This is a genomic window from Georgenia yuyongxinii (assembly GCF_006352065.1).
Taxonomy (GTDB): Bacteria; Actinomycetota; Actinomycetes; order Actinomycetales; family Actinomycetaceae; genus Georgenia; species Georgenia yuyongxinii.
Genome location: NZ_CP040915.1, coordinates 1,368,498 through 1,389,133, shown reverse-complemented (window position 1 = coordinate 1,389,133; position 20,636 = coordinate 1,368,498). Strand labels below are relative to the sequence as shown.

Genomic DNA, 20,636 nt, shown 5'->3' with positions numbered 1-20,636 from the left:
CCAACCTAGCGTCGCCGTCCGGGCACGGCACCCCGCCGCGCCGCTCGTGCCGCGCGTCACGCCTCGAGGAGCAGCTCGTCGAGCTCGGCGCGGCTGGGCGCGGTGGCCGGCCCCGGACGCGTCACAGCGAGGGCGGCGCCGAGGTTGGCACGCCGGACGGCGTCCGGCAGTCCTGCACCGGTGAGCAGCGCGGCGGCGAGGATCCCGGTGTGGGCGTCCCCGGCGCCGGTCGAGTCCACGGCCCGGACCAGCCGGGAGGGCACCAGCCGCGCGGGTGCGCCGGCCGCTTCGCTCACCCAGCAGCCGCGCTCGCCCACCCGGACCAGCACCGCACAGCTGCCGGGGACGAGCCGGCGCACCGCGGCCAGGACCGGCGGTGGTGAACCGGCGTCCGCCAGCACGTCGCCCGCGCCCACGCCCGACAGCAGCATCGCCTCGCGAGCGTTCACGGTCAGCACATCGCACCGCGCCAGCACCGGGCCCAGGACCACCGCGTCGATCTCGCCCGCGAGGGGGCCAGGGTCCAGCAGCAGCCGCACCCCGGCGGGCAACCGGGCGGCCCAGGCACTCACCACGGGCGCGGCGGCCGGGTAGGCGAGGTCGTAGCCGGAGACGTAGACGACGTCGCCGGGTTGCACCGGCACGGCAGCGAGCTCCTCCGCCCGGGGCCGTCCCTCGACCCCGACGGTGGTGACGAAGGTGCGCTCGCCGTCGGGCTCGACCAGGGTGAGCACCAGCCCGGTGTCCCCCTCCGCCGGCGCGGTGAGCACCGTGACGCCCTCGGCGCCCAGGGCGGCGCGCACGAGCGTGCCCCACTGGCCCGTGCCGACGGGGCTGGCGAGGGTGACGTCGGCGCCCTGCCGTGCCGCGGCTGCCACCACGTTGAAGCCGCCACCGACGACGGCGCCGCCACCGCCGGCCAGGACGTCGCCGCCGCGCTCGGGCAGGTGCGGCACGGACAGGGGCACGTCCACCACGACCGACCCGGTGGAGACGAACCGGGTGCCGGGGGCCGCCGCGGCGGGCCCCTCAGCCGGGGCGGGCGCCGTCACCGCCGATCCCGCAGGGCGAGGAGGTCGTCGGCGAGGGCATCCAGCGCGAGCCCCGGGTTGGCGGCCGCCACCTGCTCACGTGCCGCCGCGGGCAGCGCGTCGACGCCGCCCAACGCGCCCGAGACCGCTCCCGCCATCGCCGCGATCGTGTCACTGTCCCCGCCCAGGCTCGCTCCCAGGCGGCACACCAGCCACGGGTCGGCCGCTCCCCCGGGCCGGACCGTGTCCGCCAGGGCGAGCACGGCGAAGGCGGCCGGCACGGACTCCTGGGTGGCCATCGACGTGCCCACCACCTCGTCGATGACCTCGCAGCCGGCGTCGATCCGTTCCTCGGGGTCCCCGTCGCCCGCCTCGGCGCGGACCAGCCGGACGGCGTTCTCGAGCCGGGCGGCCACCGACGGGGCCGTGGTGTGGAACCCGCGCTCCGCGCCGGCCCGGGCGGCCAGCGCCGCGGCGTCCAGGACGGCGGCGAGGTTGCCACCGTCGATCGCGGTGGAGACGCCGGCGGCCACGGCTGCCGCGCCGGCCAGGGCGACGTGGGTGTTGTGCGTCGGTTCGCTCGTCGTGACGACGGCGTCGACGAGCGTCGCGAGCGGCCGGCCCGGCACGGCGATGCCGACGGGGGCGATGCGCATGGCGGCACCGTTCGTGTCGCCCCAGCGCCCGGAGGTGGGCGAGGGACCATCTGCCCGGATCGACTCCAGGGCGCGCCGGGTGGACGGGCCGAGCAGGCTGGCCACGCCGGCCGCCTGCATCCGCTCCTGCCAGGCGAGGAGCTCCTCGGCGAGGTCAGCGTGGTCGACCCGCCCCCCGCCGGCGACCAGGAGGCGGCCGACGATGACGGCCTGGTCGGTGTCGTCGGTGACGTGCGCGGCCGGCAGGCCGGGTGCGATCTCGCTATCGGTCGGACCAGGGTGGAAACGATCGACCAGGCCGTACCGGACGAGCACGGCCGCGCGGGACAGCCCCTCGGTCGGCATGCCGAGAGCGTCGCCTACCGCGAGCCCCCACAGGGCGCCCCGGGCGCGGTCACGCACGGTCGCCGCCGTCACCGGACGACCGCCGTCACCGGGTCGCCGTCACGGTGTCACCGCCGTCAGGAGCCGCCGCGCCGTCGGCCGTGGCCTGCTCCTGGCGCCGGATGCGGCCGCGGTTCGCGAGGCCGACGAGGAAGCCGCCGACCAGGGCCACCGCGACACCGACCCCCGAGAAGCCCCAGACATCCACGTCGAGACCGAGCGGCTCGAACAGGTAGCCCTGCCACGTCAGCCCCTGGACAGAATTGGTGACCAGGCCCCACCCGACGGCGGTGAGCGCGAGCATGCCGATCACGTTGGTCCAGTTGACGGCGCCGTAGACGCCTCGGGCGTCGAACAGGGAGGCGACGTCGTAGTCCCGCCGGCGCAGGATCAGGTCGGCGATGAAAAGCCCGGCCCAGGCGGCGATGGGGACGCCGAGCGTGATGAGGAAGCCCATGAAGGGCCCGAGGAAGTCGTCGGCGAACCACACCAGCACGATGGTGCCGATGATCATGAGCACCCCGTCGATCGCGGCGGCCACCCAGCGGGGCACGCGCAGGCCTACGGCGAGCAGGGTCAGGCCTGAGGAGTAGATGTCCAGCACCGCGCCGGAGGCGAGCCCGCCGACCGCGACCAGCACGAACGGGATGAGATACCAGGTGGGCAGCAGGGTGGCGAGGGTGCCGATCGGGTCTGCGGCGATCCCGTCGGTCAGGCTCGGGTCGGAGCCGACGAGCAGGAGGCCGTACACGATGAGCACCACGGGGGCGAGCGCGGCGCCGAAGGTCGTCCAGAACACCACCCCGCCGGAGGAGGCCGAGCGGGGCAAGTACCGCGAGTAGTCGGCGGCGGCGTTCACCCAGCCCAGCCCGAGGGCGGTCATGACGAGCATGAAGGCGCCGAGCACGGCCTCCCAGGAACCGGTGGGCAGCTCACTCAGGGCGGCGAGGTCGATCCGGTCGATCGTGAGGGCGACATACCCCAGGGTCACCACGCCCAGGACGATGGTCAGCACGGTCTGGACCCGCATGATCATGTCGAAGCCGAGGATCCCGGCGCCAACGACGACGGCGATCACGACGAGGAACGCGATGATCAGCGCGGTGTTGCCGCCTGACCAGCCCAGCTGCCGGATCACCGTGTCCGTGGCCAGGGTGGCCAGCGCGACCAGCACGATCTCCCAGCCGACCAGGAGCAGGTAGGACACCACGCCCGGCACGAGGTTGCCGCGCAGCCCGAAGGCGGCGCGCGAGAGCGTCAGGGTCGGTGCGGAGCCGCGCTTGCCCGCGAGCGCGATGATCCCGACCAGCAGGAAGGACAGGATGCTGCCGGCGATCGCGACCAGGGTGGCCTGGGCGAAGGAGATGCCGAAGCCGAGGATGAACGAGCCGTAGCTGATGCCGAAGACGGAGATGTTCGCTGCGAACCACGGCCAGAACAGCGAGGAGGGCCGGCCCTTGCGGTCGGCGTCGGCGATCACCTCAATGCCGGTGGTCTCGATACGCAGCGCGGAGGTGGGTCCCTCATGGCTGAGGACCTCGGCGGGGGTGGCGCTCGATTCGGTGGTCACGATGTCTCCTTGGGTCGGCCGGCCGCGGAGGCGGCCGGCACGCGTGCGGCGGTGAGCACGCGGCTCAGGGTGGGGCCGAGCCGCGCGGCGGAGGCCTCGGCGACGGCGACCACCTCGTCGGGGTCGATCTGCTCGCCGGAGCCCTCGTGCGCGGTGACGGTGGACAGCGCGAGGACGCGCATCCCGGCCTCGCGGGCGGCGATGGTCTCCAGCACGGTGGACATGCCCAGCACGTCCGCCCCGAGGAAGGCGGCCATCCGCGCCTCGGCGGCGGTCTCGTAGTGGGGGCCGCGCAGCATGGCGTAGACGCCGGTGGCGAGGTCGAGCCCGTCCTCGGCCGCCGCGGCGAGCAGCGCCGCACGCAGGGCCGGGTCGTAGGCGTCGGTGAGGTCGACGAAGGCGGGCCCGGTCAGCGGTGAGGCGCCCGTGAGGTTGAGGTGGTCGGTGAGGGCGACGACGTGTCCGAGGGGCCAGTCGGTGCGCAGGGCGCCGTTGGCGTTGGTGAGGACCACGGTGCGCGCGCCCAGCGTGGCGAGGGTGCGCACGCCGTGGGCGACGGCGCCCGGGCCGTGCCCCTCGTACAGGTGGGTGCGGCCGGCGAGGACCACGACCGTCAGTGGTGCGTCTCCGCCGCCGAGCTCGAAGCGGAGCACCCGGCCGGCGTGCCCGGGCGCGACCGGGGCACGGAAGTGGGCCACCTCGGCGGCCGCCACGTCGGCGGCGGGGGCACCCCAGCCCGCGACGAGCGGGCCCCAGCCGGAGCCGAGCACCACTCCGACGTCGGCACGCCGGATCCCGAGCCGGTCGCGCAGCTGCGCGGCGGCCTCCTCGGCCTGTGTGTCCACAAGGCGAATCGTACGAATATTGGGGCGTCGGTGCAGGTCCTTGCGCCGGCGACACGCGCACCGAACCGTTTCCGGGCCGCCGCCCGCCGTTCACACGACCGCCGTGACGTCCGGCCGCCACCGCTGTCAACCCGGCCCGCCCGAGGGCGTCGGCCCTGCGAGCCGAGGACCGCACATGCCCGGTCGTCTAGCGACGGGGACGAGCGAGCGGGGGTGGCGCACCTCCCCTTGAGCCGGGCGGGACGCCTCGCGGCGTCCCGCCGGACCGACCGCTCAGGCCTCGACGACGGTCGGGATGATCATGGGGCTGCGGCGCAGGCGCTTGGCGGCCCACCGGCCCACCACGCGGCGCATCGCCTGCTGCATCTGGTGCAGGTCGGCGTTGCCGCGGCCCACCACCTCGTTCAGGGCCGAGGTGACGTCGGGCAGGATCGCGTCGAAGACGGAGTCGTCCTCGGCCATGCCGCGGGCCTGGATGTGCGGGCCGGTGAGCACCTTGCCGGTGGAGGTGTCGACGACGGCGAAGATGGAGATGAAGCCCTCCTCACCGAGGATGCGGCGGTCCTTGAGCTCGGCGTCGGTGATCTCCCCGACGCTCGAGCCATCCACGTAGACATACCCGCACGGGACCGCGCCGGCGATCCGGGCGCGCCCGTCCACGAGGTCGACGACGACGCCGTCCTCGGCGAGCACCACCCGCTCGGGCGGCACCCCGGTGGAGACGGCGAGAGAGCCGTTGGCCACCAGGTGGCGGATCTCGCCGTGCACCGGCATGACGTTCTTGGGCCGGACGATGTTGTAGCAGTAGAGCAGCTCGCCGGCGCTGGCGTGGCCGGAGACGTGCACCTTCGCGTTGCCCTGGTGGACGACCTTGGCGCCCAGCCGCATGAGCCCGTTGATCACCCGGAACACCGAGTTCTCGTTGCCGGGGATGAGCGAGCTGGCGAAGATCACGGTGTCGCCGGGGCCGACGGCGACCCGGTGGTCCTTGTTCGCGATCCGGCTCAGGGCCGCCATCGGCTCACCCTGGGATCCGGTGGCCATCAGGACGGTGTCGCTCGGCGGGTAGTCGTCGATCTTCTTGACGTCGATGAGGGTGTTCTCCGGCACACGGAGGTAGCCGAGGTCGGCGGCGATGCCCATGTTGCGGACCATCGACCGGCCGACGAAGGCGACCTTGCGCTCGTGCAGGGCCGCGGCGTCGAGCACCTGCTGCACGCGGTGCACGTGCGAGGCGAAGGACGCGACGACGATCTGCCCCTCGGCCTGGGCGAAGACGTTGTCGAGGACACCGCCGATGTTGCGCTCGTGGGCGGTGAAGCCGGGCACCTCGGCGTTGGTGGAGTCGACCATGAACAGGTCGACCCCCTCCTCGCCCAGGCGGGCGAAGGCCCGCAGGTCGGTGACGCGACCGTCCAGCGGGAGCTGGTCCATCTTGAAGTCACCGGTGTGCAGGACGTTGCCGGCGGCGGTGCGGATCATGACCGCGAGCGCGTCGGGGATGGAGTGGTTGACGGCCACGAACTCGAGCCCGAACGGACCGAGCTGCTCGGTCTGCCCCTCGCGCACCGAGAGGGTGACCGGCGAGATGCGGTGCTCGCGGAGCTTAGCCTCGATGAAGGCGAGGGTGAGCTGGGAGCCGATGAGCGGGATGTCGTGGCGCATCCGCAGCAGGTATGGGACACCGCCGATGTGGTCCTCGTGCCCGTGCGTGAGCACGATGGCCTCGACGTCGTCCAGGCGGCCGGCGATGTAGTCGAAGTCCGGCAGGATCAGGTCGACCCCGGGCTGGTTGTCTTCGGGGAAGAGGACGCCGCAGTCGACGATCAGCAGCTTGCCACCGTGCTCGAACACGGTCATGTTGCGCCCGACCTCACCGAGCCCGCCGAGCGGGACGATGCGCAGGCCGCCCTGCGGGATGGGACCGGGCGCGGACAGTTCAGGGTGCGGATGGCTCACGGGCCCCATCCTGCCAGGCGACACCCTCCCGCAGCGCCCCGGACCACGCCCGGGCCGCATCCCGGGCAGGGCCGGGAGCCGCCGCCGGCGGACGGGGCCGCGGAACGGCGCGCGGACGGCCGCCGGCACCGGGTGACCAGACTCACGGCCGGCGGACGCCGTCTCCGGCGCGGGCGGTCAGGCCGGGATGAGCGTGTGCTCGCGGAGCACCTGCTCCAGGGCGGCAACCTCTGCGGGCGTGGCCTCGACCAGCGGCAGGCGCACGGTGGTGCTGGGGAGCACGCCCTGCAGGTGCAGGGCGTGCTTGGCCATGACCGCACCCTGCCCGCCACCCATGATCGCGGCAACGAGCGGGCGCATGCGGGCCGCGACCGCGCGGGCGCCGGGCAGGTCGCCGGCGTCGACGGCGCGGACCATCTCGGCGTAGGCGCCGGCGGCCACGTGGCCCACCACCGAGACGACGCCGGAGGCACCGTGGGCGAGCCAGTCGAAGTTGAGGCCGTCGTCACCGGAGTAGAACTCCAGCCCGGTGCGGGCCATCCGCTCGAAACCGGCCGGCACGTCACCGGTGGCGTCCTTGACGCCCAGGACGCGCGGGTGCTCGGCGAGGCGGTCGAGCGTCTCGTCACCGATGGCCACACCGGTGCGGCCGGGGATGTCGTAGAGCAGCACCGGCAGGTCGACGGCGTCGGCCACCGCCTTGATGTGCCGGTAGACGCCCTCCTGGGAGGGGCGGTTGTAGTAGGGCGAGACGACCAGGACGCCGCGGGCGCCGGAGCGCTCGGCGCCCTGAGCGATGCGCACGGCGTGCGCGGTGTCGTTGGACCCGGCGCCGCCGATGATCATGGCGCGCGCCCCCACCGCGTCGACGACGGCGCGCACCAGGTCGTCCTTCTCCGGCTGGTGGGTGGTGGGTGACTCGCCGGTGGTGCCGTTGAGGACGAGGGCGTCACAGCCGTCGTCCACCAGCTTGACCGCCACCCGCACCGCGGAGTCGATGTCGATCGAGCCGTCGGCGTGGAACGGCGTGACCATCGCCGTCGAGACGGACCCGAACGTGCGCGACGGGTGAGAGGCGGAGGCCGGCTGCTGAGTCATGTGCAGACGGTAGCGCCGACCGCCCACACCGACAGGGCCGCATCCCACATGGTGGTGGTCACAGGCGGACCGGGAGCGCCGACGACGGCGGGGGCCGGGCCGCCGTCGTGCCCGGTTAGCCTGGTGCGGTGACTTCCGGCGACGCCCTCTCCCCCGACGACGACCTGCTCGGCCGCCTCCTGGACGACGCGGCCGGTGACGCGGAGGGGCCGGCCGGCACCGGCGGCCTCGGTGCAGGCAGCACCGTCGCGGCGGCCGCCGGTGCGGCAGACCCGCATGCCGGTCATGAGCACGCCGACCCGCACGCCGGGCACGCGCACCTCGACCCCCTCAGGCCGACCGCGGACCTTTCCGTGCGTCCGGCGCTCCCGGAGGACGCCCCGTTCCTCGGCAGCATCCAGGCCCGGACCTTCAAGGCATCGCTCACGGCCGCCGTCGGCGACCTCCCCTCCGAGGTGGCCGACGCCATCGACCCCGTCGCCTTCGGTCAGTTCTGGGCCGCGGCGATCACCTCCCCGCCCACGCCCCGCCACCGCGTGCTGACCGCCGTCGCCGGGGCCCAGGTGGTGGGCTTCGCCGCCTTCGCGCCGGCAGAGGTGACGGTAGAGGTGACGTACACCATCGAGGAGCCGGACGCCGGCTCCGGGGCCTCGGACGCCGAGCGGGACAGCACCGCCGTCGTCGCCGAGATCCTCGCGCTGGAGGTGCCCGCCGCCCACGCCCGGCGCGGGCACGGTTCCCGCCTGCTGGCCGCATGCGCGGACCTGCTGCGCGACCAGGGCGCCACACGGGTGCAGACCTGGACCGTGCAGGACGACGAGTCACGGACCCGTTTCCTCAGCCAGGCGGGGTTCGCCCCGGCCGGGTTGCGCCGGGTCCTGGACGTCGGCGGTTCCCAGGTGACCGAGATCTGCTGGTACGCGGATCTGTAGCTCGTCTGGCCGGCACGACGCCGACCGGCAGGTCAGCTGAGGTCGAGCACCTGGTCCAGCCCGAAGGTGAGACCGGGACGACGGGCCACCTCGCGCACGGCCAGCAGCACGCCGGGCATGAAGCTCGACCGGTCGAAGGAGTCGGTGCGGATCGTCAGCTGCTCGCCGGGGTTGCCTAGCAGGATCTCCTCGTGGGCCACCAGGCCGCGCAGCCGGACCGCGTGGACGTGCACGCCGTCGACGACGGCGCCGCGGGCGCCGTCGACCTGAGTCTCGGTGGCGTCCGGCATCGGCCCGAGACCTGCCTCGGCGCGGGCCGCCGCGATGTGCCGGGCCGTGGTCATCGCGGTGCCGGAGGGGGCGTCCACCTTGTTGGGGTGGTGCAGCTCGATCACCTCGGCGGACTCGAAGAACCGGGCGGCACGCTGGGCGAACGTCATGGCGAGCACGGCGGACAGCGCGAAGTTCGGGGCGATGAGGACGCCTAGCCCTCCTCCGGTGCCGGAGTTGACCTCCTCCAGGTGGTCGCGTACACGCCCGAGGGACTCCTCGGTCCAGCCGGTGGTGCCCACCACCACGTGCAGGCCGGCGTCGAGAAGGGCGTGGACGTTGGCCTCGGTGACGCTGGGAACGGTGAAGTCGACGGCTACCTTGGCGGGGCCGCCCGCGAGGCCGGCGACGTCGTCGGTCGCGTCGAGCCGGGCGACGAGCTCGAGGTCGGGCGCGCCGTCGACGGCGTCGCACACCGCCCGGCCCATCCGCCCGTGGGCACCGACAACTGCTACCGAGAGGTGGGAGGTCACGCGGGCAGCGTAGGCGATCGGGCCGCGCGCGTATCACGGCGGGTCATCAGCCGGGCCCCAGCTCGCGCGATGACATGCGACGGCGCCCGTGGCCTTCGCCACGGGCGCCGTGCGCTAGTCCCTACCGGTCAAGACCCTCAGGCGGGATGCCCGCCGTCGTGGTCATCTAAATCCGCCAGGCGATCCCTGCACCCACGGTGCGGGCCGGCGGCGAATCGAGTCCGCACCTCCGCAGCGACAGCGAAGGACCCGCCCACCAAGGTGAGCGGGTCCTCCGTCGTGCTGCGTCCGGCGACTGGTCGCCGGATCAGCGCCCTGCTAGTACGTCAGGCCGAAGGCGAACGGGAACAGGGTGTCCTCGTCCTCGTAGCCCGGGCGGTCCGGCGCCTGCGTCTTGATGGCTTCCACGTTGTTCGCGAGAGCGAACGGCATCTTGCCCTGCGGGGTGAAGTTGCCGGCGAGGACGTCCCACAGCGCGGCGTCGGTGACCCCGAACCCGGCGACGATCGCGCCCGCGTCCGTCAGTCCGCTGGCGTCGTCGAGGACGTACGGCTGGCGGAAGTAGACGCTGAGGACGACGTTCTCCGCGCCGACCTCGTTCATGACGGTCTGGATCTCGTCGAGCGAAGGTGTCACCTTCCAGGACTGCGAGTCAGCCATGCCCGTGAAGTCGAGGACGTTGGACTCCCACGGGAGCGCCCCGCCGAATCCCAGGCGGTTGTCGGTGCAGGACGGCGTCGGGCTGGGGTTGTTGATCGCAGCCTCGCCACCCTCGGCGACGCAGCGGTCCGAAGCGCCCCACGGGCTGTTCCCGTCGAGGCCGGGAACGCCGTCCATGACGACCGGGTTGTTCCCGTACTCCGGGTCCATCCCACCGATGACGTAGAAGTCGGCGGTGGTGCTCGGGTCGTCGGCGTCGGCGAACTCGCCGGTGGCCGGGTTGAACCAGCCGGTGTCGTCGAAGTTCGACCGGTAGGCGCCGGTGACCGCGCGGTCGGTCGCGGCCGTCACGTTGATGACCGCGACATCCGCAACCGCGGCCGCCCCGGCACCCGCCTTGTTGCCGTTGATGACGTCGAAGCCGAACTCCGCCACCTGGTCCTCGTTGTAGTTGCCCATCACGAAGACGCTCGAGCCCGCCTTGAGCGGCAGCACGCCCGAGTTCTGCAGCGGCACGACGGACTTGCGCTGCAGCAGCTGGGCCATCTCACGGTTCTCGTCGCTGCCCACGGTCGCCGTGGCCAGCGCCGGGTCGACGTACGGGTCCTCGAACAGACCGAGGTCGAACAGCGGCGCGAGCAGGCGCTCGGCCGCGAGGTCGACCCGATCCTCGGTGACGAGGCCGGCGTCCACCAGGCCGAGGATGGTCTGGACGTCGCTAAAGCCCGACAGCGTGTCGGTGCCCCCGTTGACGGCAGCCGCCACACGCTGGGGGACGGTGGCCGACTCCAGCCCCCACGCCCGGTCGTTGATGATGCCGGTGTCGGAGTTGACGTAGCCCTTGAAGCCGAGCTGGTCACGGAGCAACCCGTTGACGATCTGGTCGGAGAAGGCGAAGCCGGTCTCCTGGAAGGTGACGCCCTCGTAGGTGACGTCGATGGGCGCGCCGTAGTACGGCATGATCGACGACACGCCGGCGTCGATGGCGGCCTCGAACGGCTTGAGGGCCTCCCCGAACCCGTCACCCGGGTAGACCTGCGTCTTGCCGTGGGCGTAGTGCGGGTCCAGGCCGAGCGCCTGCGGGCCACCGCCCGGGAAGTGCTTCATCGTGAGCGCGACGTCGGTGTCCGGGCTGAGCGACAGTCCATCCTTGTCGACCGGGCCCTGCAGGGTCTCCACCAGCGTGCCCATGATGTCCGCGCCGAGGTCCGCGTCCTCGGTGAAGGTCTCGTGCACGCGGTACCAGCGGGGGTCGGTGGACAGGTCGGCCATGTAGCCGTACATGCCGCGCAGTCCGATCGAGGACCACTCGTCACCCATGACCGTGGCGAAGTCCTCGACCACGCCCATGTACTCGTCGTCGCCGAGTGCGGCGGAGGCGATGCCGGCCTCCTTCGGGAACGCGCTGAAGGCGCCGGCGGCCTCGCTGATCCCGACGCGGGCGTCGTGCTCGATGTGGTTGCGGGCGTTCGACTTGAACAGGGCCGGGATGCCCAGGCGCGTGGCCTCCGTCTTCTCCTGAACCGCGTTGGTGAACTCCGCCGCCTGCGCGGGGGTGACCTGCGGCGTGCCCGGTGCACCACACTCGGAGGCTGTGGAGTTGACCACGTTGCGGAAGATGAACCGGTGCATGTACTGGTTCTCGATGTAGTCCGTCGCCGGATCCACGACCGTGCCCTCACACCCCGCGTTCAGGGTCTGGATGAGCATGAGGCCGGCCTTCTCCTCGAGCGTCATCTGCTCGACGAGGTCCGCGACGCGCTCGGAGGTGGGCTTGCGCCAGTCCTCGTAGACGTCGAGCTTGCCGTTGTCGTTGAGGTCCTTGAAGCTCCGGCCCTTGACCTTGATGACGTCCTTGACGCGGGCCTCGAGCTCGGGCGGCTTGCCGTGGTTGCCCTCGTTGGACTTCGACGCCGCCGCCGCGCGGTCGCTGTTGTTGGCGTGCTCCGGTGGTGCGGCCATCGCGCCACCGGCCAGGACCAGCGAGAGAGGCAGAGCGACAGCGAGGCCCGTAAGCCCACGCCGTCCGATCCGCCGGGAAGTGCTGCTCATGAAGATGGTCTCCCTCGACCTCGGTTCCACTACACGGGCGCACGCAGGTCGCGGCACGCCCCCATACCGCTTTCGCTTACCCGGGTCTGGCGACCCGCAACCGCGATCCCCCCTGTGGAACCACGCCGCTCCCAGCAGATCTCCAGGAACGTGTGGCCAGTCTGTTAGCCGCGCCACAGGAAACCTAGCAGTTGCCACTTGTTGCCGTCCGATACTCAGGGGACGTCCCGCGCATACGATTTGCCGATGGCCACAACCCCCTCGGGACCCGACCACGCGTCCGCGAGCGTCGCCGAGGTCACGACCCCGCACGGTCCGGCGCGCGTCCACCTCGACAGCCCGGCGGGATCCCGGGCGACGGTCATGCTCGGGCACGGCGCGGGTGGTGGCGTGACGGCTGGTGACCTGACGCTCGCCGCGTCGGTGGCGCGTCGCGCCGGGTTGGGGGTGGCGCTGGTCGAGCAGCCCTACCGGGTTGCCGGCCGCCGGGCCCCCGCCCCCGCCCGCCAGCTCGACGCCGCCTGGGTCGCGGTCGCGGCATGGCTGCGCGAACAGGCCGGCGACCGAACGCCGCTGGTGACCGGCGGACGGTCCTCGGGTGCGCGGGTCGCGTGCCGCACCGCCGCCGAGGTCGGCGCCGTCGGCGTGCTCTGCCTGGCCTTCCCGCTCCGGCCGCCCGGCCGGGCCGACCGGCCGAGCCGGCTGCCGGAGCTCGACGGCGTCACCGTGCCGACCCTGGTGGTCCAGGGCTCACGGGACCCCTTCGGCATGCCGCCGTCGGGCCCCGACCGCCGCGTGGTGGTGGTCGACGGCGACCACAGCCTGGCCAAGGACCACCCGAACATCCGCTCGGCCGTCGAGGAGTGGATGACCGAGCTGCTGAGCCCGTAAAGGAACCGGACTACGCGGTGAGCAGCCGGGCGGCGACGTCGTCCTCGAACGGGCCCACCGCGACCAGCGAGCGCGGTCCGGCGGCCAGGTCGGCCGCGAGCTCGCGCACCTGAGGGGCGGTCACCTTCGAGATGCGGTCGATCATCTCGTCCAGGCTGGTCAGCTCGCCGTGGACGATCTCCGCGCGGCCGAGCCGGGACATCCGCGAGCCGTTGTCCTCCAGGCCGAGGACCATGTTCCCGCGCAGCTGGCCGACGCCGCGGCGCAGCTCGTCCTCGCTGATGCCGTCGCGGACGAGGCGGTCCCACTCGGTGGTGAGCAGCTCGACCACCTGCGTGACGTTGCCCGGCGCGCACCCGGCGTAGAGGCCGAACGTGCCGGCCTCGGCGTAGGACGAGGCGAACGCGTAGGTGGAGTACGCCAGTCCGCGCTTCTCGCGGATCTCCTGGAAAAGCCGCGAGGACATGCCGCCGCCGAGCACCGTGGTGAGCACGGAGAGCACGTACCGCCGCTCGTCACCGGCCGCGATACCTGGCCCGCCCAGCAGCACGTTGGCCTGCTCGGTGGGGCGCTGCACGGTCACCGCGCTGCCCTGCTGCGGCAGCAGGGCCGTCTCGGGCCCGGGGACGATCACGGCCCCCGACCCCGGTGGCACGCCGCGTGCCCCGGCGACGGCGGCCCCCACGCGCCGTTCGGCGGGGACGGCGTCGGCATCCAGCGCCCAGCCGCCCTCCTGGACGGCGCGGAGCACCTGCTCGCACAGGGCGTCGTGGTCCACGCTGCCCGCCGCCGTCACGACGAGCTCGCGCGGGACGTAGGTGCGGCGGTAGTGCTCGACCACCGCCTCACGGGGCACCGCGCGGATCGTCTCCGGGGTGCCGCCGATGGGCCGGCCCAGGGGGTGGGCCCCCAGCACAGCGGTGGTGAAGCGTTCGTGCGCGACGTCGACGGGGTCGTCGTCGTTCATGGCGAGCTCTTCGAGGATGACGCCACGCTCGGTCTCGAGCTCGGAGGCGTCGATGACCGAGGAGGTCACCATGTCGGTGATGACGTCCACGGCCATGGGCAGGTCGGCGTCGAGCACCCGCGCGTAGTAGCAGGTGTGCTCCTTGCCGGTGGCGGCGTTGGCCTCCCCGCCGACGGCGTCGAAGGCCTCGGCGATGTCCAGCGCGGTGCGCGTGGGGGTGCCCTTGAAGAGCAGGTGCTCGAGGAAGTGCGTGGAGCCGTGGTGGCCGTTGGTCTCGTCACGCGAGCCGACGGCCACCCAGGCGCCTACCGCCGTCGAGCGCTGACCGGGCATGGCCTCGGTGAGTACCCGGATACCGCCGGGCAGGACGGAGCGTCGGATGACGCTGCCGTCCTGCTCGGCGCGGATCTCCGTGCCGGGTGCGCCGGCCGGGCCCAGGTTCAGCTGTTCGGGCATCCTCAGGCGTCGGTGCCGGGCGCTGCCGCCGGCTCCTCGGCGCCTTCGGCGCCGTCGTGCCGGCGCGTGCGGGTGCGCTGGCGGCGGCCGCCGTCACGGCGCCCACCGTCCCGGTCGCCGTCCCGGTCGCCGTCGCGGCCGTCCCGGTCGCCGTCGCGGCCGTCCCGGTCGCCGTCGCGGCCGTCCCGGTCGCCGTCGCGCTGGGTGGAGGCCCCGCCGTCGGCCGAGGCACCGTCACCGGACGCCTCGCCCTCGGCGTCCTCCTCGCCCTCGACGACGGCGTGCAGGGACAGCTTGCCGCGCGGGTCGATCTCGGCGAGCTCGACCTGGACCTTCTGGCCCACGGAGAGGACGTCCTCGACGTTCTCCACGCGCTTGCCGCCGGTCAGGCGACGGATCTGCGAGATGTGCAGCAGGCCGTCCTTGCCCGGGGTGAGGGAGACGAAGGCACCGAAGGAGGTGGTCTTGACGACCGTGCCCACGAAGCGCTCGCCGATCTCCGGCATCTGCGGGTTGGCGATGGCGTTGACCGCCTGCCGTGCCGCTTCCGCCGAGGGACCGTCGGTGGCGCCGATGTAGACGGTGCCGTCGTCCTCGATGGAGATGTCCGCGCCGGTGTCCTCCTGGATCTGGTTGATCATCTTGCCCTTCGGGCCGATGACCTCGCCGATCTTGTCGACCGGGACCTTCACGGTGATGACGCGCGGGGCGGTCGGGGCCATCTCGTCCGGGACGTCGATCGCCTCGTTCATGACATCGAGGATGTACAGGCGGGCGTCGCGGGCCTGGGTCAGCGCACCGGCCAGGACCGAGGCGGGGATGCCGTCGAGCTTGGTGTCGAGCTGGATGGCGGTGACGAACTCGCGGGTGCCGGCGACCTTGAAGTCCATGTCGCCGAAAGCGTCCTCGGCGCCGAGGATGTCGGTCAGGGCGGCGTAGCGGGTCTCGCCGTCGACCGTGTCGCTCATGAGGCCCATGGCGATGCCCGCGACAGGCGCGCGCAGCGGCACACCGGCGTTGAGCAGCGACAGGGTCGAGGCGCACACCGAGCCCATGGAGGTGGACCCGTTGGAGCTGAGTGCCTCGGAGACCTGCCGGATCGCGTAGGGGAACTCCTCGCGGCTGGGCAGGACAGGCATGAGGGCCCGCTCAGCCAGTGCGCCGTGGCCGATCTCGCGGCGCTTGGGCGAGCCCACCCGGCCGGTCTCACCGGTGGAGTAGGGCGGGAAGTTGTAGTTGTGCATGTAGCGCTTGCGCGTCACCGGGGACAGGGTGTCGAGCTGCTGCTCCATGCGCAGCATGTTCAGCGTGGTGACGCCCATGATCTGGGTCTCGCCGCGCTCGAACAGCGCCGAGCCGTGCACGCGGGGCAGCACCTCGACCTCGGCGGACAGGGTGCGGATGTCCTTCAGGCCACGGCCGTCCATGCGGATGCCGTCGGTGAGGACGCGGTGGCGCACGGCGGTCTTCGCGACGGCGCGGAACGCGGCGGAGAGCTCCTTCTCGCGGCCCTCGAAACGCTCGGTGAGCGTCTCGAGCATGGCGGCGCGAATCTCGTCCTGGCGGGTCTCGCGCTCCTGCTTGCCGGCGATCTGGATGGCCTGGGCGAGGTCGGCGGAGACCGCTGCCTCGACGGCGGCGTAGGCGTCGTCCTCGTAGTCGAGGAACCGGGGGAACTCGGCGGTCGGCTTGGCGGTCTCGGCGGCCAGCTGCTGCTGAGCCTCGACGAGCGCCTTGATGAAGGGCTTGGAGGCCTCGAGGCCCTCGGCCACGACCTCCTCGGTCGGGACCGTGGCGCCTTGCTCCTTGATGAGCGTCCAGGCGTTGTCGGTGGCCTCGGCCTCGACCATCATCACGGCGACGTCGTTGGTGCCGTCGTCCTTGGTGACGACGCGGCCGGCGACGACCATCGAGAAGACGGCCTTCTCGATCTCGCTGTAGCGGGGGAAGGCGACCCACTGGCTGCCGATGAGCGCGATGCGGACGCCGCCGATCGGGCCGGAGAACGGCAGACCGGAGATCTGGGTGGACATCGAGGCGGCGTTGATCGCCAGGACGTCGTAGGAGTCGTCGGGGTGGATCGCGAGGATGGTCTCGACGATCTGGACCTCGTTGCGCAGGCCCTTGACGAAGGACGGGCGCAGCGGGCGGTCGATGAGGCGGCAGGCGAGGATGGCCTCGGTCGAGGGCCGGCCCTCGCGGCGGAAGAACGAGCCGGGGATCTTCCCGGCGGCGTACTGGCGCTCCTCGACGTCCACCGTGAGGGGGAAGAAGTCGAACTGCTCCTTGGGGTGCTTGCCGACCGTCGTGGCCGACAGCACCATCGTCTCCTCGTCGAGGTAGGCGACGGCGGAGCCGGCGGCCTGCCGGGCGAGCCGCCCGGTCTCGAAGCGGACGGTGCGGGTGCCGAACGAGCCGTTGTCGATGACGGCTTCGGCGAACTTGATCTCGGGACCCTCCATGGGTGCCCTCCTTCGTGGTTCGTCCGCCCGGCGGCCCGGCGGTCATCGATCGAGGCCCACGGACGGGCGCGGGTTGTCCCGCGTTCCGGAGGCCACTACCGAGGACCGACTCGTGCGTGGCCGGTGCGGAGGTGGTGTGCGTGTTCAGTTGTGGGCCCGCGGGCCCGGGTTCCTGCTGTGGGCCCTGAGGCCCGGGTGCCCGGCGGCGACGGCGCCGCACGCCGGACGGGCATGCACGACCGGCTCGGACCCGCAGGTCCGAGCCGGTCGGAGGTTCAGCGGCGCAGGCCGAGCCGCGCGATGAGGCTGCGGTAGCGCTCGATGTCCTCGGCGGCCAGGTATGCCAGGAGGCGCTTGCGCTGGCCGATGAGGAGCATCAGACCACGACGGGAGTGGTGGTCGTGCTTGTGGGTCTTGAAGTGCTCGGTGAGGTCCTTGATGCGCTGGCTGAGCATCGCGATCTGGACCTCCGGCGAACCGGTGTCACCCTCGTGGGTGGCGTACTCAGCGATGATGGACTGCTTCACGTCGGCAGCGAGGGCCATTGGTTCTCCTGTTGGTCGTTGCACGGAGCACCGGGGCATGTTCTCCCGGGCATGACGCATCCGTGGCCGGCTTGACGGCAGTGGGCAGCCTATCAGGCACGCGGCGGGCGGCTCGACCGGACGTTCGCCACACACTCCCCCGAGCCACCAGCTCTCCCGCGAAGTGTCATGTCCTCCGCGACATGTCATGTCCTCGGGAGCCGTCACGCGCCGTGACGCTTGAGGCCCGACGACATCTCGCGGAAAAGATGACATCTCACGGGGTGGTGGCGGTGCGGCTCACGGGAAGGTGGAGGTCTCGGGCCGCTGTGGTGCGGGCACCCCGAGAATCTCCGCACTCCGTGCGACGTCCTTCGCCATCTGGTCGAGCAGCGCGGGGATGCCGTCGAACGCGATCATCGGCCGCAGGTTCGCCACGAGCTCGACCACGACCTCCTCGCCGTAGAGGTCGAGGTCGGTGCGGCCCAGCACATTGGCCTCCACCGTGCGCTCGACGCCGTGGAACGTCGGGTTGGTCCCGACCGAGATCGCGGCGGGCAGGCGCTTGGAGCTGCCGTCCGCGGGGGCGTGCGCGGGGCGGATGAGCCAGCCGGCGTACACGCCGTCGGCGGGGACCACCCCGAGGTCGTCCGCGAGCAGGTTCGCGGTGGGGTAACCCAGCTCGCGGCCCCGCTTGGCGCCGTGCACGACGACGCCGCGCACCCGGTGTGTCCGGCCCAGCACGTCCGTGGCACCGGCGACGTCGCCGGCCGCGAGCAGCTCACGGATCCAGGTGGACGACCAGCGTCGCCCGTTGGCCTCGCAGGCGATGTCCTCGACGATGCGCACCCCGAAGCCGAGCTCGTGACCGAGGTCGTGCATGGTGTGCTGGTCCCCGGAGTTGCGCCAGCCGAACCGCACGTCCTCCCCCACGACGACCATCGCGGCGTGCAGGGTGTCGACCAGGTAGGTGCGCACGAACTCCTCGGGGGTGTTGCGCGCGAGGTCGAGGGAGTACTCGAGCACGAGCACCGCGTCCAGACCGGTCGCGGCGAGCCGCTCGAGGCGGTCGGTCAGGGAGGCGATGAGCTCGAACTGCTCGTCGGGCCTGTGCACCGTGGCCGGGTGGGGGTCGAAGGTGATCGCCACCGAGACCAGGTCGGCGGCCTCCGCCTCGCTGACCGTGGCGCCGAGCACCACCTGGTGCCCCCGGTGCACGCCGTCGAAGATGCCGAGGGTGGCAACGGTCGTGCCGAGGTCAGCCGGGACCTCCCCGGTCCCTCTCCACACCTGCACGCACAGACCTCCTGGCTCGTTCTCTCTGTGGCTGCCGTGCCCCGAGGAGGTCACGACCACCGGTCCCAGCGGGCGGCCCCTCTCAGGCCGGCCTCGGCTGGTGGGGCCTCAGTGCCGCCCGCAGGCGCAGCCGCCACCGGGGCGGGGCCCCTGGTTGGCCAGCGTCTCGGGGTCGGTGCCCTCACCAGGCCGGGCCGAGGTGAGGCCGAGGTTCCGCCGACCGGCGGCGAGGTCCTGCGGCAGACCGGGCTGGTGGCTGCCACCGTGCTGGTGTCCGGCGTGGTGCCCGCCGCCGTGCCCTGCGCCGTGGTGCCCGCCGCAGCCGCACCCGCCCGTTCGCACCGTCGTCTCGGCTGCCGTCGTCTCGGCTGCCGTAGTCTCGGCTGCCGTGGTGTTGGCCGCCGTCGTCCCAGTGTTATTCACGGTTTTCTCCCCTCGTCGTCCGCGTACCTGGCACACACTCTATGCGGGGTCGAGCACGAGGATCGGCCGCGCCTGCCCGGCGCGGTCGCCCAGCAGGGCGACCACGTGCCCGTCGGGCGCCAGCGCGGCGGTGACAGCCTCGTCCCGGCCCGAGCCGAGCTGCGCCGTCGGGTGCAGGAACTTGCCCACCCGCACGGCCGCGGTCTGGTCGGCGTCGAGGTGGCGTACCGGGAAGCAGGCCGTGGCGGCCTCGGTCATGGTGGTCGTGCGCAGTCCGGTCGGCTCCAGCTCCTCCGCCTGGGCGGCGACCTCGGCGACCAGCTCCGCCACGGTGCGAGCGCCGTCGAGCGTGAAGGGACCGACCCGGGTACGGCGCAGTGCGGTCAGGTGCCCGCCAGTCCCCAGGGCGGCACCGAGGTCGCGGGCCAGGGCACGCACGTAGGTACCGGAGGAGCAGCCGACCACCACGTCCAGGTCGAGCACGGCGGTCTCCCCGACAACGGCGGCACGCGGCGGCGCGGTCAGCTCGAGGCGGTGGATGGTCACCGGCCGTGCGGGGAGCGCGACGTCCTCGCCCTGCCGGACGCGGGCGTACGCGCGTTTGCCGTCGACCTTGATGGCCGAAACGGCGCTGGGCACCTGCTCGATCGGGCCACGCAGGCCGGCCAGCGCGGTCTCGATCGCGGCCGTCTCGGCGGTGCCGTCGGCCCGCAGCAGCGGCTCGGCGCCGGGCTGGCCGACGATGTCGCCCTCGGCGTCGTCGGTCACGGTGGCCTGGCCGAGGCGGACGGTGGCGGTGTACTCCTTGTCCGCGCCCACCAGGTAGGTGAGCAGCCGGGTGGCGCGCCCGACCCCGAGGACGAGCACGCCGGTGGCCATCGGGTCCAGGGTGCCGGCGTGGCCGACCTTCTTGGTGGCGGCGAGCCGCCGTGTGCGGGCGACGACGTCGTGGCTGGTCCAGCCCTGCGGCTTGTCCACGACCAGGAGCCCGTCGGCCGCCGTGACGCGGCCGCGTGGGATGTCCGCGCCGCGCCGCTCGGTGCGCGCCTCGGTCACGGGCGCGCGGGGCCGGCGTCCTCGGCGGGGGCAGGCCCGGCGCCGTCGTCCTCGTCCTCGTCGGCCGGACGGCGGTACGGGTCGGGGTCGCCGGCGTAGGTGGCCTGGGCGGCGAGCTGGGCGACCTCGGCGTCGCGTTCGGCGGCGGTACGCAAGGCCTCCTCGAGGCTCGCGGCGGTCTCGGGCACAGCGTCGAGCACGAACTCGATCGTGGGGGTCAGGCGGATGCCGGTCTGCTTGCCCACCTCGGAGCGGATGAGGCCCTTGGCGGACGCGAGCGCGGCGGCTGAGGAGGTGCGGTCCAGCTCGTCGCCGAGGACGGTGTAGAAGATCGTGGCGTTCTGCAGGTCACCGGTGACCCGGACGTCGGTGACGGTGACGAAACCCAGACGCGGGTCCTTGATGCGGGTGTCGAGCATGCGCGCGACGATCTGCTGGATCCGTTCGGCGAGCTTGCGGGCGCGGGGTGCGTCGGCCATGAGCGTTCTCCTGGGGTGCTGGGACGAAGAGGGCCGCCCCCGGGCGGGGCCTCGGCCCGCGCCGTCGCACGAGGCGACGACGCGGAGCCGGG

The 20,636-nt window shown here is 72.8% G+C and carries 17 protein-coding genes; 2 read left to right on the top strand and 15 right to left on the bottom strand.

Going from position 1 to position 20,636, the window contains the following annotated elements:
• Window positions 1-56: 56 nt before the first annotated feature.
• From FE374_RS06330 to dapA, 6 genes are all read right to left on the bottom strand, one after another.
• Window positions 57-1,052, bottom strand: a complete 996-nt coding sequence (locus FE374_RS06330) for a PfkB family carbohydrate kinase (protein ID WP_139927734.1) — start codon at window positions 1,050-1,052, stop codon at window positions 57-59.
• The gene (locus tag FE374_RS06325; RefSeq protein ID WP_223173659.1) at window positions 1,049-2,104 is read right to left on the bottom strand and encodes an ADP-ribosylglycohydrolase family protein; all 1,056 of its coding nucleotides are present in this window, start codon (window positions 2,102-2,104) and stop codon (window positions 1,049-1,051) included. Before FE374_RS06325 ends, FE374_RS06330 begins: the two co-directional genes overlap by 4 nt.
• Window positions 2,105-2,117: 13 nt before the next feature.
• The gene (locus tag FE374_RS06320; RefSeq protein WP_223173658.1) at window positions 2,118-3,641 is read right to left on the bottom strand and encodes a purine-cytosine permease family protein; all 1,524 of its coding nucleotides are present in this window, start codon (window positions 3,639-3,641) and stop codon (window positions 2,118-2,120) included.
• Entirely contained in the window at window positions 3,638-4,486 is an 849-nt protein-coding gene (locus tag FE374_RS06315; RefSeq protein ID WP_230978488.1) for a purine-nucleoside phosphorylase, read from the bottom strand. The genes FE374_RS06320 and FE374_RS06315 overlap by 4 nt, the downstream gene beginning before the upstream one ends.
• 273 nt (window positions 4,487-4,759) lie before the next feature.
• The gene (locus FE374_RS06310; protein ID WP_179957352.1) at window positions 4,760-6,454 is read right to left on the bottom strand and encodes a ribonuclease J; all 1,695 of its coding nucleotides are present in this window, start codon (window positions 6,452-6,454) and stop codon (window positions 4,760-4,762) included.
• A gap of 168 nt (window positions 6,455-6,622) precedes the next feature.
• Complete coding sequence (dapA, locus tag FE374_RS06305) at window positions 6,623-7,543, bottom strand: 4-hydroxy-tetrahydrodipicolinate synthase (protein ID WP_139927731.1); 921 nt, start codon at window positions 7,541-7,543, stop codon at window positions 6,623-6,625.
• Window positions 7,544-7,671: 128 nt separating this feature from the next.
• On the opposite strand from dapA, the gene FE374_RS06300 reads away from it, so the two are divergent.
• Complete coding sequence (locus FE374_RS06300; protein ID WP_230978487.1) at window positions 7,672-8,475, top strand: GNAT family N-acetyltransferase; 804 nt, start codon at window positions 7,672-7,674, stop codon at window positions 8,473-8,475.
• 32 nt (window positions 8,476-8,507) lie between these two features.
• Here the strand turns inward: FE374_RS06300 and dapB are convergent, their stop codons facing one another.
• Complete coding sequence (dapB, locus tag FE374_RS06295) at window positions 8,508-9,278, bottom strand: 4-hydroxy-tetrahydrodipicolinate reductase (protein WP_139927730.1); 771 nt, start codon at window positions 9,276-9,278, stop codon at window positions 8,508-8,510.
• 318 nt (window positions 9,279-9,596) lie between these two features.
• The gene (locus FE374_RS06290) at window positions 9,597-11,990 is read right to left on the bottom strand and encodes a glycoside hydrolase family 3 protein (protein WP_223173657.1); all 2,394 of its coding nucleotides are present in this window, start codon (window positions 11,988-11,990) and stop codon (window positions 9,597-9,599) included.
• A gap of 246 nt (window positions 11,991-12,236) precedes the next feature.
• Here FE374_RS06290 and FE374_RS06285 point away from each other — a divergent pair, with 246 nt between their 5' ends.
• A complete protein-coding gene (locus FE374_RS06285) occupies window positions 12,237-12,881 on the top strand; it encodes an alpha/beta hydrolase family protein (protein ID WP_139927729.1) in 645 nt (214 codons plus the stop codon).
• A 10-nt stretch (window positions 12,882-12,891) separates the two neighbouring features.
• Here the strand turns inward: FE374_RS06285 and FE374_RS06280 are convergent, their stop codons facing one another.
• The 7 genes from FE374_RS06280 to rbfA form a co-directional block, all read right to left on the bottom strand.
• Window positions 12,892-14,304, bottom strand: coding sequence for a M16 family metallopeptidase (locus FE374_RS06280; protein WP_139927728.1), 1,413 nt, complete (start codon window positions 14,302-14,304; stop codon window positions 12,892-12,894).
• A gap of 2 nt (window positions 14,305-14,306) precedes the next feature.
• Window positions 14,307-16,766, bottom strand: coding sequence for a polyribonucleotide nucleotidyltransferase (locus FE374_RS06275; RefSeq protein ID WP_139927727.1), 2,460 nt, complete (start codon window positions 16,764-16,766; stop codon window positions 14,307-14,309).
• Window positions 16,767-17,041: 275 nt separating this feature from the next.
• The gene (rpsO, locus tag FE374_RS06270) at window positions 17,042-17,311 is read right to left on the bottom strand and encodes a 30S ribosomal protein S15 (protein ID WP_139927726.1); all 270 of its coding nucleotides are present in this window, start codon (window positions 17,309-17,311) and stop codon (window positions 17,042-17,044) included.
• Between the two features lie 279 nt (window positions 17,312-17,590).
• Window positions 17,591-18,586, bottom strand: coding sequence for a bifunctional riboflavin kinase/FAD synthetase (locus FE374_RS06265; RefSeq protein WP_139927725.1), 996 nt, complete (start codon window positions 18,584-18,586; stop codon window positions 17,591-17,593).
• Between the two features lie 108 nt (window positions 18,587-18,694).
• A complete protein-coding gene (locus FE374_RS06260) occupies window positions 18,695-19,009 on the bottom strand; it encodes a hypothetical protein (RefSeq protein ID WP_139927724.1) in 315 nt (104 codons plus the stop codon).
• A 39-nt stretch (window positions 19,010-19,048) separates the two neighbouring features.
• Complete coding sequence (gene truB / locus FE374_RS06255) at window positions 19,049-20,065, bottom strand: tRNA pseudouridine(55) synthase TruB (RefSeq protein WP_139927723.1); 1,017 nt, start codon at window positions 20,063-20,065, stop codon at window positions 19,049-19,051.
• Complete coding sequence (gene rbfA, locus FE374_RS06250) at window positions 20,062-20,544, bottom strand: 30S ribosome-binding factor RbfA (protein ID WP_139927722.1); 483 nt, start codon at window positions 20,542-20,544, stop codon at window positions 20,062-20,064. Before rbfA ends, truB begins: the two co-directional genes overlap by 4 nt.
• Window positions 20,545-20,636 lie beyond the last annotated feature (92 nt).

Excerpts from the sequence above, each read along its gene's own strand:
- FE374_RS06310 (WP_179957352.1), bottom strand. The coding sequence starts at position 6,454 with ATGGGGCCCGTGAGCCATCCGCACCCTGAACTGTCCGCGCCCGGTCCC.
- dapA (WP_139927731.1), bottom strand. The coding sequence starts at position 7,543 with ATGACTCAGCAGCCGGCCTCCGCCTCTCACCCGTCGCGCACGTTCGGG.
- FE374_RS06290 (WP_223173657.1), bottom strand. The coding sequence starts at position 11,990 with ATGAGCAGCACTTCCCGGCGGATCGGACGGCGTGGGCTTACGGGCCTC.
- FE374_RS06285 (WP_139927729.1), top strand. The coding sequence starts at position 12,237 with ATGGCCACAACCCCCTCGGGACCCGACCACGCGTCCGCGAGCGTCGCC.
- FE374_RS06280 (WP_139927728.1), bottom strand. The coding sequence starts at position 14,304 with ATGCCCGAACAGCTGAACCTGGGCCCGGCCGGCGCACCCGGCACGGAG.
- FE374_RS06275 (WP_139927727.1), bottom strand. The coding sequence starts at position 16,766 with ATGGAGGGTCCCGAGATCAAGTTCGCCGAAGCCGTCATCGACAACGGC.
- rpsO (WP_139927726.1), bottom strand. The coding sequence starts at position 17,311 with ATGGCCCTCGCTGCCGACGTGAAGCAGTCCATCATCGCTGAGTACGCC.
- rbfA (WP_139927722.1), bottom strand. The coding sequence starts at position 20,544 with ATGGCCGACGCACCCCGCGCCCGCAAGCTCGCCGAACGGATCCAGCAG.